General features: G+C 69.4%; 15 protein-coding genes and 2 pseudogenes. 10 read left to right on the top strand and 7 right to left on the bottom strand.

Annotation, left to right across the window (positions count from 1 at the left end):
• Nucleotides 1-217 precede the first annotated feature (217 nt).
• From CEB94_RS21370 to CEB94_RS21355, 4 genes are all read left to right on the top strand, one after another.
• Nucleotides 218-565, top strand: a complete 348-nt coding sequence (locus CEB94_RS21370) for a hypothetical protein (RefSeq protein WP_175433753.1) — start codon at nt 218-220, stop codon at nt 563-565.
• 147 nt (nt 566-712) lie between these two features.
• Entirely contained in the window at nt 713-1309 is a 597-nt protein-coding gene (locus CEB94_RS21365) for a DUF5994 family protein (RefSeq protein ID WP_246111867.1), read from the top strand.
• A 10-nt stretch (nt 1310-1319) separates the two neighbouring features.
• The gene (locus tag CEB94_RS21360; protein ID WP_175433752.1) at nt 1320-1595 is read left to right on the top strand and encodes a hypothetical protein; all 276 of its coding nucleotides are present in this window, start codon (nt 1320-1322) and stop codon (nt 1593-1595) included.
• 68 nt (nt 1596-1663) lie between these two features.
• Entirely contained in the window at nt 1664-1975 is a 312-nt protein-coding gene (locus CEB94_RS21355; RefSeq protein ID WP_175433751.1) for an STAS domain-containing protein, read from the top strand.
• Nucleotides 1976-2059: 84 nt separating this feature from the next.
• On the opposite strand, the pseudogene CEB94_RS40995 reads toward CEB94_RS21355, so the two are convergent.
• From CEB94_RS40995 to CEB94_RS21345, 3 genes and pseudogenes are all read right to left on the bottom strand, one after another.
• Nucleotides 2060-2152 (bottom strand): annotated as a pseudogene (locus tag CEB94_RS40995) (universal stress protein); the annotation flags it as partial.
• A gap of 519 nt (nt 2153-2671) precedes the next feature.
• The gene (locus CEB94_RS21350) at nt 2672-3115 is read right to left on the bottom strand and encodes a PIN domain-containing protein (RefSeq protein ID WP_175433750.1); all 444 of its coding nucleotides are present in this window, start codon (nt 3113-3115) and stop codon (nt 2672-2674) included.
• Nucleotides 3112-3378 (bottom strand): ribbon-helix-helix domain-containing protein, encoded by a 267-nt coding sequence (locus CEB94_RS21345; RefSeq protein ID WP_175433749.1) that lies wholly within the window; start codon nt 3376-3378, stop codon nt 3112-3114. The genes CEB94_RS21350 and CEB94_RS21345 overlap by 4 nt, the downstream gene beginning before the upstream one ends.
• Before the next feature lie 465 nt (nt 3379-3843).
• Here CEB94_RS21345 and CEB94_RS21340 point away from each other — a divergent pair, with 465 nt between their 5' ends.
• Both CEB94_RS21340 and CEB94_RS21335 read left to right on the top strand, forming a co-directional pair.
• Nucleotides 3844-4194 carry a hypothetical protein gene (locus CEB94_RS21340; protein WP_175433748.1) on the top strand — a complete coding sequence of 117 codons (351 nt, stop codon included), beginning with the start codon at nt 3844-3846 and terminating at the stop codon, nt 4192-4194.
• On the top strand, nt 4152-4421 hold the full coding sequence (locus CEB94_RS21335; RefSeq protein WP_246111866.1) for a hypothetical protein: 270 nt from the start codon (nt 4152-4154) through the stop codon (nt 4419-4421). The genes CEB94_RS21340 and CEB94_RS21335 overlap by 43 nt, the downstream gene beginning before the upstream one ends.
• Before the next feature lie 164 nt (nt 4422-4585).
• Here the strand turns inward: CEB94_RS21335 and CEB94_RS21330 are convergent, their stop codons facing one another.
• Both CEB94_RS21330 and CEB94_RS21325 read right to left on the bottom strand, forming a co-directional pair.
• Entirely contained in the window at nt 4586-4972 is a 387-nt protein-coding gene (locus CEB94_RS21330) for a hypothetical protein (RefSeq protein ID WP_175433747.1), read from the bottom strand.
• 834 nt (nt 4973-5806) lie between these two features.
• Nucleotides 5807-6685, bottom strand: coding sequence for an alpha/beta fold hydrolase (locus tag CEB94_RS21325; protein WP_175433746.1), 879 nt, complete (start codon nt 6683-6685; stop codon nt 5807-5809).
• Nucleotides 6686-7303: 618 nt separating this feature from the next.
• Here CEB94_RS21325 and CEB94_RS21315 point away from each other — a divergent pair.
• Nucleotides 7304-8803 carry an MFS transporter gene (locus CEB94_RS21315; RefSeq protein WP_175433745.1) on the top strand — a complete coding sequence of 500 codons (1500 nt, stop codon included), beginning with the start codon at nt 7304-7306 and terminating at the stop codon, nt 8801-8803.
• A 131-nt stretch (nt 8804-8934) separates the two neighbouring features.
• Here CEB94_RS21315 and CEB94_RS21310 read toward each other — a convergent pair whose 3' ends face one another.
• Complete coding sequence (locus CEB94_RS21310) at nt 8935-9087, bottom strand: hypothetical protein (RefSeq protein ID WP_175433744.1); 153 nt, start codon at nt 9085-9087, stop codon at nt 8935-8937.
• A 49-nt stretch (nt 9088-9136) separates the two neighbouring features.
• Between CEB94_RS21310 and CEB94_RS21305 the strand changes: the two genes are divergently transcribed.
• The 3 genes and pseudogenes from CEB94_RS21305 to CEB94_RS21300 all read left to right on the top strand — a co-directional run bounded on the left by CEB94_RS21305 (nt 9137) and on the right by CEB94_RS21300 (nt 11188).
• Nucleotides 9137-9706 carry a TetR/AcrR family transcriptional regulator gene (locus tag CEB94_RS21305; protein ID WP_175433743.1) on the top strand — a complete coding sequence of 190 codons (570 nt, stop codon included), beginning with the start codon at nt 9137-9139 and terminating at the stop codon, nt 9704-9706.
• A gap of 83 nt (nt 9707-9789) precedes the next feature.
• Nucleotides 9790-9947: pseudogene (locus tag CEB94_RS40990) on the top strand (TetR/AcrR family transcriptional regulator); the annotation flags it as partial.
• A 347-nt stretch (nt 9948-10294) separates the two neighbouring features.
• Entirely contained in the window at nt 10295-11188 is an 894-nt protein-coding gene (locus tag CEB94_RS21300) for a phosphorothioated DNA-binding restriction endonuclease (protein WP_175433742.1), read from the top strand.
• Between the two features lie 74 nt (nt 11189-11262).
• Here the strand turns inward: CEB94_RS21300 and CEB94_RS21295 are convergent, their stop codons facing one another.
• Nucleotides 11263-12372: an SPFH domain-containing protein gene (locus CEB94_RS21295; protein WP_175433741.1), complete on the bottom strand. Its 1110-nt coding sequence runs from the start codon at nt 12370-12372 to the stop codon at nt 11263-11265.
• Between the last annotated feature and the right edge of the window lies 1 nt (nt 12373).

The raw sequence follows: 12373 nt of genomic DNA, 5'->3' as shown, positions 1-12373 counted from the left end.
CCCACCCACCGGACAACAGCGAGGCCGACCATGACCGTTGCACGAGCATCAGGAACCAGGCGCAGACGATGAAGGGCAGGATCACGGAAGAGCTCGGCCGGGTCGCCCGCAACACGCGACTGCAACACCGAGGCAGGAAAGACCGCGTCTCCGGAAGCCTGAAACAGGCCGTCGAGAAGACCAAGGACGCCTTCATGCGGAACGGAAGTGGCCCCCGATGATGTACGACCAGACACGCGCCCGGCAGCCCGCCGGCCAGACTCCGGGCCCGGCCGGACGCCGCAGCCCGAGCCCGGAGCCGCTGCTCCCGTCGGACGAACAGGACAAGATCGTCCAGCGCCTCCGGCACGCCCTCAACACCTTCGCCGACACCCCGATCGAGGCGCTGGAAGAGGCCGAGAGCGCCTACGACGAAGCCACCGCCCAACTCGTGAACGCCCTCGCGGAACGACGCCGACTCCTGCGCGCCGGCTGGCAGGACCAGAACCCCGACGCACAGTCCGAAGAACTTCGGCACGCGCTGAGGCAGTACCGGGAGATCACCCAGACACTGCTCCACATCTAGGCGGCCACTACTCCGCGTCGCGGCCGAGCGCGGAGTAGTGTCGACAGTACCGAGGGCATTTCGCACACCGGCTTTCACGCCGGGTCGTTCTCGGCGAGAGATGAAACCCGGGCCGCCGCAGAGGCGGCCCGGAGACGGGTCCGCATCATGTCGGCGACCTTGCACCCAACCCTGCCGCACCTCGAGCCCGTCGCACCCCCGGCCGCGCGTCTCGCCCTGAGGACCGACGGCGCCTCCCGTGGCCTCCTGGATGGTGCCTGGTGGCCCCGCTCCCGGGATCTGCTGAGTGAACTGCCGGCGCTGACCGGCGTGTTGGACCCTTTCTGGGGCCGCATCACGCGCATCGCCGTCAACCCGAAGTACTGGCCGGTCATCCCGCGCCAGGTTCCCGTGGACGGCCACATCGTCAAGGTCGGCTGGTTCACCCCGGAAATCGACCCGCACAAGCTGCTGCTGCTCTCCTACGGCACCGGCCGCTGGGACCTGCTGATCATCCCGCCCGAAACCGGAGCGGAGTCGGCGGCCCGGCTGATGGCTGCCGCGTCCGACTACGACGGCCCGCCCCTGACCGCGAGCGCGCTCATCGCCGCGGACGAGGCCCGGCACGGCGTCGCCACGACCGGCGAGCCACTGGACCCGGACGAGGCATGGGAATACGAGGGCGGCGCCTCCGCGGTGTCCACAGCCGTCCCGCACCAGCCCGGTCCGCCCAGTCGGCCCAGTCGCCTGACCGTCGGTATGTGAGGAGGCCGCCATGAACGCCTTCCTGACGGCCGCCGCCTTCATCGTCCTCATCGCAGCGGCCGCATACGTGATCCACCGGCTCAACATCGAGCACGCCGACAGAATCGCCGTGCACCGCTACAGCGCCGCCCGGCCCGGCCGTCGCGGACGCGGTGTGCCACTACCCCCGGTGGAACCCGGCCGGTCCGAGTCGCCGACCTCCGGCGAGCGCCGGGACCACCGCGACGGGGGCCGTGGCCGCTTCCCGCCGCGCCGCCGACGCAGCCCTACCACTCACCGCACGTGATCAACCGGTTTCCGTCACCAGGCCATCGAATCTGCCAGTGGCGGCCCGGGCCCGTGAACCGAGGCATCATGACTCTTCCGCAGCTGAACATCTACCGGCATGACCGGGGCACGCGAGCACTGATCACCCTGGCCGGCGAGATCGGCCCGGTCACCGCGCCCCAGGTGCGGACCGCCATGGAGCGGTGCCTGTATGACGGCATCACCACCATCGACGTCGACCTGACCACCGTCGGCCTCTGCGACACCAGCGGCCTGCGCGTCTTCCTCGACGCGTCACGGCACGCCGCCGAGACCCACACGTCCCTGCGACTGCACTACCCGTCCCCGCAGACCGCACGACTCCTCGCGGACACCGGCTCCGATCGAGTGCTCCTCTGATGAACCGGGCCGGCCGGAACAGCGGTGCCCAGATGCCGCTTTGACGCCGCGGACAGTCCGGCACCCGGTGCCTGCTGTTATCCGGTGGTGCGGTGGGTGTGGCGGTGGGAGCGGAATGGTGGCGATGCCGGGGGCGTGCCCGGGCCAGACCAGCAGGACGGGGCAGGGCGCCCGCTCCGGCTCGCCCTGCGGGCGTTCTGCGCGGCGGTGGACTGGTTCTTCGGCATGACGTACTCCTTGGCCAGGCCGGGCCACGCCCCCGACACCTGCTCGTACGACTGCCGTGGACACGACGGAACGCAGAACGGGAAGGAGCGGGCCCCGCAGGACCTTGACCCCCGCGTCCGGTCGTCGTCGCTTCCCAAACTGAGAGCGCGAGTTCGCTTCTCGTCCCCCGCTCCAGAATGAAACCCCAGGTCAGTGGCCTGGGGTTTGTTTCATTGGGGAGCCGTTGCTGCGTCTTACGAGTACTCCTGCACTCCGAGATTGGGCACGCAGAGGGCACGCGCGTCTTGAGAGGGCGCTCCTATCACGTCGCAGCGTGGCGCTGACCTGAACTTCACATGGGTGAGCCGGAGGCGAGCCCTCAGCTCACCGTTCCTGGGCGATGGCGGACACCCGTCCTGCACGTGCTTCGTCGTGGGCGGCGCACAAGGCCCTTGCAGGAGCAGGCACTTGACCCCCGAGGTGCCTGCGTCAGAGCGGGAGGTCGTCGGGGAGTACCCGGAACGCCTTGTAGCGGCCCAGCGGGCGTACGGCCCGGAAGTTTCGTCGGTCGAGGGTGAGAATCGCGTCCGTGTCGTAGTCGGCGGCGAGCGCCACGTTCACCGCGTCGGCGAGGTCGAGGTCCAGCGCGCGGTAGCGGAGACGGACAGACTGGGCGGCGCCCAGATGGTCCTCCGTGATCTCCGGCATGACGACACGACCCAGGCTCATCCAGCGCCGCAGGTCGTCGACCGCGCTGAGGGCAGCCTCCCTGCCGAGCTCGCGCGTCGCCACGTGATCCAGTTCGGCCAGCAGGAGCGGTGACATGACCAGGAGGCCCGCCGCCATGATGGCCTCGTTCGCCGCCTCGTGTTCTGGATGAGCCGAGTCCAGGGCTGCCAGGAGGCCGGACGTATCGGCGATGACAATGATCACGCGGCGGATCCGGAATCCGAGCCGGTCTCGCGCCGGACGGCCTCGGCGACCGTGTCGCGGACCTCCGACTTGGACGGGGTGCGTCCCGGCCCCTCGAAGGTGCGTGAGAACAGCGGCTCGTCCCAGACCCGGTTCGCCATGGCTGCAAGGTGGATGCCCTGGCGGATGATCTCGGCTTCGCTTATACCCCGGCGCTTGGCGGCCTCCTTGATGATGGCCAGGTCCTCGGGGTCGGCATAGACGTTGGTGCGTTTCATGGACATGTACCAAGAGTAGTCCATGTACTGGATTGGTGTATCCCGCGCACGGCTTCCTCACCCCCTTACCCACGTGGACAGCACCTGCAGCGCAGGAGCCGTGGACCTCGTGGTGGACGCCACGGCCGAGTTGCAGGGACTGGCCCCTCCTGCACCGCGACCGCGACTTCGAGTGCATCGCCGCAGTCACCGGCCAGGCGCTCCGGGGAGGTGCTCTGCCCACCGGTTATCGCCCCCCGTGCCCACAGCGTGCCCGTAGGAGCGGACAACCAGAGTCAGCAGCGGTGCGATCGGGCCCGCACGAGCACGTCGCTTCCCAAGCTGAGAGCGCGAGTTCGATTCTCGTCACCCGCTCCAGAGGGAAACCCCGGGCCAGTGGCCTGGGGTTCTTGCATGGGTCCCTCTCGTCCTCCCCGTGCTGGGGCAGTTGGTGCTCGCCGCCCACTACGACGTGGGAAGCCCGCGCACGACATGCGCACCACCGGCCTGCTGCTGCTCGTCGTCTTCCTCCTGGGCCGCCGTCTCGCCGTCGCGCGCTGGGCCGTCTTCGCCCTCGGGCTGCTGCCACACCTGGTCCACCCCACGCGGGTCAGGGGACCACTGCTCGGCCTGATCCCGCGGGCCGGCTTCCAGGCGAACCGCGCATACGTGGGTGACGGCCTCGCCCAGCAGGAACAGCGGTCTGCTGCCGCCGTCGCCGGACTGGCCGGCCGGACCACCGTCGGCACGGCCCGAGTGATGGTCCAGGAAGCGATGCCCGGCAGGCGATGGGCGAGTCCATGGCCACGACCGCGTTCGTCGTCCGGGACAGCGCGGGGCTGATGGGGTCGGTCGCTCTGGGCGCGGCGCTCTCGGGCGGCCAGTACGCATGGACGCTGCCGTTCGCCTGGCTCTCGTTCTCGTTCTTCGCCCCGGCCCCGACCAGTACGCCGATGCAGGTGGCGACCTGGATGCTGCTGCCACCCGGCGCGGCAGCGGGCACCTGGACGGCGCTGGCCCTCACGGTCGTCGGCACCGCGGCCTACGCCGTCGCGGGACCGAGACGGTGACCGGACCCGGCCACCGGTCGGGACACGGCCGTGTTCGCGCGCGGCCCGCGCGGCGGGCCACCAGCCGATGAGCTGCCGGCTGCCGATCACTTCGGCCGCCGGCCACCGCTTCGGCCGATCCGGCGACTGTGGACGTGTGCGTCCGAAGTCCCGCGGTGCGCCCCTCAGCCGCCGTCCTCGATCCTGCCGGTGAAGATCGGCCCGACCGGCGGCTCTTCGAAACCGAACAGCTGCATCCGCACCGCCTCTTCCGGTTCGGCCGCCCTGTCCGCGATCGTGGGTATGGCCACCTCGGCGCTCAGCTGACCGGCGGGGACGACGGACAGCAGGGACATTCCCGCCACCTCGGACAAGGGGCGCTCGGGGAGCGGCGATTCGCCGTGCTTCTCCATCAGCCACCGCGGGTCCACGTCCGTGCTGGACAGCTCCGCGTTGCCGCCCGCCGCCAAGAAGCTGAACACGACGGGCAGTTCGGTGTCGGCGTCCGTGGACAGGGAGGCCCGCCAGGTGAGGCTCTGTCCCTCGGTGACCCGGTCCGCGAGAGGTGTCACGGTGACCTCCGGCCTCGGGTCGTCGTTCCGCGCGGTCAGGCCGCCGAAGTGCGAGGGACCACCGCGCCGCGAGCCGCTTTCACGAATACGTGCTGCGACATGTCGTCTCCATAGCGGGTGTTGCCCTCGACTTTCACCGGCACGTCCAGGGAAAGCCGCGTCCACCGTGTCTTCGCGGTGGTCCAGGTCATAACCGTGGTGGGACGCGTCAGGGCCTCCACCCCGCCTGACGCCGGACCCTCACCACGACGCCAATGCCCGGCGGGCAGATGGCGACGGCAGCCGACGGAGAGTCCGCGCGGTACCGGAAGCGCTGGCACGGCTCCCCCGCGTGGCGTCCAACGGCACGAGCGCAGGCAGCGAGTACGCCGACTGAGACGGTGAACACCGCGCTGCGCGCGGTCAGCCACCGGCCATCGGGTCGGGTCAGCCCCACCCTCAACTGGGCGAAGACGACTTCGAGAGCCCCGCATTCCTGGGTCCGTGCGCCGTCAACCACGCTTCCCCGCTCAGGTTCGCCGCCCCAAGTCCCTGGCAAGTTCCTCACCGGCGGCGGAGTCGCAGGCAAGCTGCGGCACAGAGATCGTTGCTGGCATCCGAGGCGGACATCATGCCCCTGCGTAGGCTCGGCAAGAACCCGGAGAGTCCCAGTGGCGGCTCACTCACCATCTACCTCGACGAGGAGAAGGACACCTACGCCGGCCACGGCGCCGGACCACCGGGCCGGTGGGCATCCGCGCGCAACACCGTGCCATCACGTATCCGCGCCGGAACGTCGGCCTCGAGCTGGATCTCCGCCATGCACTGCTCCTCGGGTCAGCGGTTCCCCGGGGGTCAGGCCACCGCGTTCAGCAGGTCGGCCAGCATGTCGGGGCGCTCAAGGGCGATGAAGTGGCCTGCTTTGGGGACCTGTGTGAAGTCGGCGGCCGGAAGCAGTTGCTTGTTGGCCTCCCGGTCGGAGGGCCGGGACCAGTCCTTTTCGCCGTAGACGAGGTGGATGGGCGCCTTGATCTCGGGGTAGCGCGGGCGCGCTGCGATGAGGCTGGGCAGGGCCTGGTACACGGCCCGGGCGACGGTCGGGTAGCCGGGGCGGCTGCCCACCTGGAGGAGCTCGTCCACGTAGTCCTCGCGCAGCGCGCTCTTGTCGCCGAGGCCGCCCTGAAGGATCTTGCGCAGGGCGGGCTTGGGTTCGACCCCGGCGATCACGGGACCCACGCCGGGCGCGAGGACACCGCTGACCACCACACGGGCGAGAAGGCTCGACCGGGCGATGCCGCCACGGAAGTCGTAGGTGTTCACCGCGACGACGCGTCGTACCCGCTCCGGGAGATCGGCCGCGGCAGTCAGGGCGAGCACCGCACCCATGGACTCACCGACCAACGTCACGTCATTCAGGTCGAGTTCGTTCAGCAACCGCTCGACGCCCGCACGCATCGCGGGCTCGTCGTACAACGCTCCGGGCACGATCTCGGAGTAGCCCATCCCCGGCAGGTCGAGGGCGTACACGGTGTACCGGTCCGCGATCAGCGGGACGAGGTGACGGAAGTGCTCGGCCTGGGTGCGCACCGTGTGCAGGAGAACCAGGGGGGCGCCGGTCCCCGCCTTGAGGTAGCGCAGCCTTCCCTCGCGGCCGCCCGATCCCGCGCGCGGGGCGATGGTGTGGCTGGTGGTCCCCGGAATGTGAATCGTGGGACGTGACTCTTGGCTGGGCATTTCGCCGACTCCTTGTGTGTGAGGGGGGTTACTTCGCCGGCGGGGAGTACAGCACTGCCAGGTCGCCGACGAGGCCGGCCTTGACCTGCCGCGAGACGTCGCCGGCGAGCACGAAAACGGTCACGACTCTCTCCGGAGAATGGGAAACCGATCGGTTTCGACTAAGGTAAACCGATCGGTTTCCAGATGCAAGCCCGACATGCCCCCCGTTTCACCAGGCGTTCCATACCCGTGGATGCCTGGGGTGACGGTCGAAGCCGGGGCTTGCCCCCTCTCCTCGCCGGCCACGGACTCCAGAGCCTTCCCGAGCGGCAGGCGCAGGCGAGTCAGCGCGGACGTACGGGGAACGGCGTGACGGCCTCTCGCCGGCCGGACGCAGTGAGGTCCTACGGCCTCGCCGCGGAGGTCGGGCGACCGGTCGGTCACTCCCCGGCCCTCCCCGACGGCCCCTCTGCCGAGGCACCGCCGTCGGCCTACGCGGACTCCGACCCTGCCGGGGCAGTCCCGAGCCAGAAGCGACCCCTCCACTTGCGCCTAGGAAACCGATCTGTTTTCCTGAGTGGAAACAGATCGGTTTCCGGCCGACGGTCGGCCCATGACCAGCGACTAAGGGGAAAAGTGAGTACCACCTTCGACCGCGGGGCGCCCGCCTCCGGAAAAACAGACTCGGGCCGCCGCGGCTCACATGCCGTGCGCTGGTGGGTGCTCGTCGTGCTGGGCGTGGCACAGCTCATGGTCACGCTCGATGCGACCGTCGTGAACATCGCGCTACCCGCAGCGCAACACGACCTCGGCTTCAGTGACGGCAGCCGGCAGTGGGTCATCACGGGGTACGCCTTGGCGTTCGGCAGCCTGCTGCTGCTCGGAGGCCGACTCGGTGACCTGTTCGGCCGGCGTACGACGTTCGTGACCGGCCTGATCGGCTTCGCGGCCGCATCCGTCGTCGGCGGCGCGGCCGGTAGCTTCGAAATACTCGTCGCGGCACGCGTGGCTCAGGGCCTCTTCGCCGCGCTGCTCGCGCCCGCGGCCCTCTCACTGCTCAGCGTGACCTTCACCCAGCCGGCCGAAAGGCCGAAAGCCTTCGGCATCTTCAGCGCGTTGTCCGGTGCGGGTGCCGCTGTCGGACTGCTGCTCGGCGGCATGCTCACCGAATGGGCGTCGTGGCGCTGGGTGATGTACGTGAACGTCATTTTCGCGGGCGTCGCGCTGGCCGGTGCGCTGCTGTTGCTGGCCAAGCCCGCAGTCACCGAGCGACCCAAAATCGATATTCCTGGCACCGTCGTGGTGAGCGCCGCGCTGTTCGGCATCGTCTACGGATTCGCGCACGTCGAATCCACCAGTTGGACCGACCCGGTCGCCCTCGGCTCCATGATCAGCGGCGTGGTGCTGCTCGCGGTATTCGCCTGGCTGGAGCTCAAGGTCGCGCATCCGCTGCTGCCGCTACGAGTCGTGCTGGATCGGGCCCGGGGTGGTTCGTTCCTGGCCGTGTTCGTCCTGGGCATGGGGATGTTCTCGATCTTCCTGTTCCTGACCTATTACCTGGAGGCCAGCATCGGCTACTCGCCGATCGAGGCCGGTCTGTCCTTCCTGCCGATGGTCGGCGGCATCGTTGCCTCGTCGACCACGGTGCCTTCGCTGCTGCTGCCCAAGGTCGGTCCGAAGGTCGTGGTCAGTGTCAGCTTCCTGGTCTCCGCATCCGGCATGGCCCTGCTGACCCGGCTCACGCTGGACAGCGCCTACGTCGCCGACATCATGCCGGGCATGATCCTTTTGGGTCTCGGTATCGGTGGGGTGATGACCACCGCGTTCCAGGGTGCGACCGCAGGCGTGCACCACGAGGACGCGGGCGTCGCCTCGGCGCTGATCAACACCAGCCAGCAGGTGGGCGGCTCGATCAGTACGGCGCTGCTGACCACCGTTGCCTCATCGGCCGCGACCGACTACCTGTCCTCGCACAAGCCGGGCGCACTGACCATGGCCCAGGCGGGGGTCGAGAGCTACACGGCCACCCTGGCGTGGGGCGCCGGGATCTTCGTGGTCGGCGCGGTGGTCACGGCGTTCCTGATGCCGAATTCAGCTCTGGCGCCGTCGGAGGGCGAGCCTGTGATCGCCCACTGAGCCTGAGTCCATCTGGCGAGAAATGCCCTGCGCTCCGATCATCGCCGGTAGGGCACACACGATGTGGGCTGAATCTCCGAGACCAGGACACACCGGCCATCGGGGGTGCCACCGGGGTAAGTCACAGCAGCTCACAGCAGCGGCAGGCGAGGGATGCCGGGCGCACCGAGCGTGGCAAGGAGGGTGAGCGCACCGATTCCGAAGGCCACGATGGGGGTGCCGACGTCCGGACGCCACCCCATCAAGGCGCCGCCCGGCTTCTCCAGCTTCCTCGCGACGTTCACCGTAAACCGATCGGTTTCCAATGGGCCGAAATCGAGTTAACCTCGCAATATGACCACCGAAGCAATGCCAAGCTCCCGAGAGCGACTGCTGGAGGCAGCGGCCACGCTCACCTACCAGGACGGCGTCAACATCGGCGTCGACGCGCTGTGCAAGGCGGCGGGGGTGTCCAAGCGCTCCATGTACAAGCTGTTCGAGAGCAAAGGCGAACTGCTGGCGGCAAGCCTGGAGGAACGCGCCTCCGCCTATGTGACGGCACTCCTTCCCGCGGCGGACGACAACCGTCCACCCCGCGAGCGGATCCTGCACGTCTTCGAACAGGCGGAGGCACAGGCGGGTGCACCCGACTTCCAGGGCTGCCGGTACCTCGTCGTGCAGATCGAGCTCAAGGACCCGAGCCACCCCGCGAGCCGGGTGGCCCGTCGGGTCAAGGAGAACCTGACAGCCTTCTTCCGGGCCGAGGCCGAACAGGGCGGGGCGAGCGACCCGGACCTGCTGGCCCGTCAGCTGATCCTGGTCTTCGACGGCGCCAGCGCCCGTGCGGGAATCAAAGCCGACACGCAGGCCGGGCTCATCGCCCCCACCGTGGCCGCCCTGCTCGATGCGGCGGACATGCGCTGACGCATCGCGTGCTGAGCAGCTGCGACGAGCGATGCGCTCGGCGAGTCGCAGCCGTCCCCCCCCTGGCGACCGGACAACTCCATGCGACTCTCCTGCCCGCGGCGGACGACGACCGGTCACCACGCGAGCGGATCCTGCACGTTTCGAGCAGGTGGAATCGCAGGCAGGGGCGCCCGAGTTCCGCGGCTGCCGGTATCTGGCCGTGCAGGTCGAACGGTTTCCCGGATACCCATCCAGCCGGCCCGGACGACCTCGCCGATCAGGTCGTCGCCCTGCACCTCGGCGGCCGCCCGACCGGCACCGCACCGAATTCGCCCGGCTGGTCGACGCGTTGACCGCACCGGCGACCCCGTGACCCCCGTGACCGGACGTCGAGGACACCGGTTGGAGCCCCGGAGCCCGGCCGAGCGCAATGCCCGTACACGCAGACGTTCCGCCCGCCGGCCTTCACACGCCAGGACCGCTCGCGCGCCGCAAGCGCCGTCGTTTCCCAAGCGGGGAGGGCGAGTTCGCTTCTCGGCCACTCGCTCCGGCTTGAACTCGTCTCCACTCCCTGAACCTGGCAGAACGTCACTACGATCACGGGCCATGGACTGGCTGGAGCGCACCGCGAAGCTGCGGCAGTGGACCAGGAGCGGGACCCGCGCTCCCCACAAGCCGCTGCTGCTCCTCTACGCCCTCGGCCGGTTCCAGGAGGATGCCGACGGCAGGCTGCGCTACAGCGCGGTGGAAGAAGACCTCCAGCGGCTGTTGACCGAGTACGGGCCGCCGAACAGGACGACGCCCGCCTACCCGTTCCACCACCTGGTCAGCGACGGCGTGTGGGAAGTACGCACTGATCGCGGCCCCGGCAGCCCCGGGACCGGAGTGCGGGATCTCCGGGAGACAGGTGCCACCGGGCAGCTCGCGCCGGATCTGAGGGCAGCGTTGCGACGTGAGCCGTCACTGCTCGGCAGGATCGCGCGGCTGCTGCTCGATCTGCACTTCCCGCCCTCCCTCCACGGGGAACTGTGCGAAGCCGCCGGCCTGGAGCTGGAGCCGGGGGAGGCCGAGCAACTCGCGCGGGTGAGACGCCAGCGGGACCGGCGGATGCGGGAGATGGTGTTGACCGCTTACGAGTACCGGTGCGCCTTCTGCGGTTACGACGGCAGGATCGGCACTGTGCCGGTCGGGCTGGAGGCGGCGCACGTGCGCTGGTGGGCGTTCGACGGCCCCGACGACGTCGAGAACGGGCTGTGCCTGTGTTCGCTGCACCACAAGCTCTTCGACAAGGGTGTCCTCGGTGTCGCCGACGGTCACCGCATCCTGGTCTCGCAGCGTTTCGTCGGCCACAGCGCCGCTGCCCGCGAGCACGTCAAAGCGCTCGCGGGCCGCCCGCTCATCGGCCCACAGCCGGGCGCACGCCCTGTCGCGGCCGACCACCTCGACTGGCACACCAGCCAGGTCTTCCACGGCAGTCCACGGCCGGCCGCTGCTGTCTAAGCCCCCAGGTCAGCGACCTGTGGGTTCGTAGTTGTCCGGGCCGGCGGGGGCGCCGGCCGGGGCCGAGGCCGGGCTCAATCTCCGGACGTGCGGCCCCGGCGTGGCACCTGGGGCGACTTGGCGGCCTCGGCCTCCGCCTTGGCGTCGCTCACCGCGGCGGCGGCCTGTCTCTCGGCCTCGTCAGCGGCCGCGGCGGCGTCGAGGGACACCGTCGAGCCCGCGTCGAGCTGCGGGATCCGCGTCCCGTGCGACGCGTCGTCATCGTCGGCGGTGGCTGCTTCCCCAGGCTGCGCAGGGTGGGGAGGGCCGGCCGCCGACTGGTCACCGAACGCCCGGGTGACAGTCCGGACCGCCTCGGTCAGCTCCCCCGGGATCACCCAGAACGTGTTGTTGTCGCTGCTCGCCAGGTGCGGGAGCGTCTCGAGGTACTTGTAGGCCAGGACCTTCGCGTCGGCGTTGTTGCGATGGACGGCCTGGAAGACGAGCTCCACCGCCTTGGCCTCGCCGTCCGCCCGCAGGATCATGGCCTGTTGCGTGCCCTGGGCCTCCAGGATGTCCTTCTGCTTCGTGCCTTCCGCGGTAAGGATCTTGGCTTGCCGCTCCCCCTCGGCGTGCAGGATGGCCGCGCGCTTGTCACGCTCGGCCCGCATCTGCTTCTCCATCGCTTCCTTGATGGTGTGCGGTGGATCGATGGCCTTGATCTCGACGCGGTTGACCCGGATGCCCCACTTGCCGGTGGCGTCGTCGAGGACGGCCCGGAGCCGGGAGTTGATCTCCTCACGCGAGGTGAGCGTCTCCTCCAGGTCCATGCTGCCGATGACGTTGCGCAGCGTGGTCACGGTGAGCTGATCGATCGCGTGGAGGTAGTCGGCGACCTCGTAGGCCGCCGCCCGCGGGTCCGTGATCTGGTAGTAGAGAACGGTGTCGATGTTCACCACGAGGTTGTCCTCGGTGATCACCGGCCTGGGGTCGGACGAATAGACCTGCTCGCGCACGTCGAGTTTCGTGTTGATGCGGTCCGCCACCGGCACGACCAGGTTCAGGCCGGGTTGCAGCGTCCGGCGGTACCGGCCGAACCGCTCGATGTTGTAGCGGCGCGCCTGCGGGACGATCCGCACGGTGGAGGCCACGAGGAAGACGACGACGAGGGCCGCCACAAGAATGGGGATGACAACTGGATCCACA

The organism is Streptomyces hawaiiensis, assembly GCF_004803895.1.
In the GTDB taxonomy this organism is placed as follows: domain Bacteria; phylum Actinomycetota; class Actinomycetes; order Streptomycetales; family Streptomycetaceae; genus Streptomyces; species Streptomyces hawaiiensis.
The sequence above is the reverse complement of the archived record's forward strand: the minus strand, read 5'-3'. Positions and strand labels throughout refer to the sequence as shown.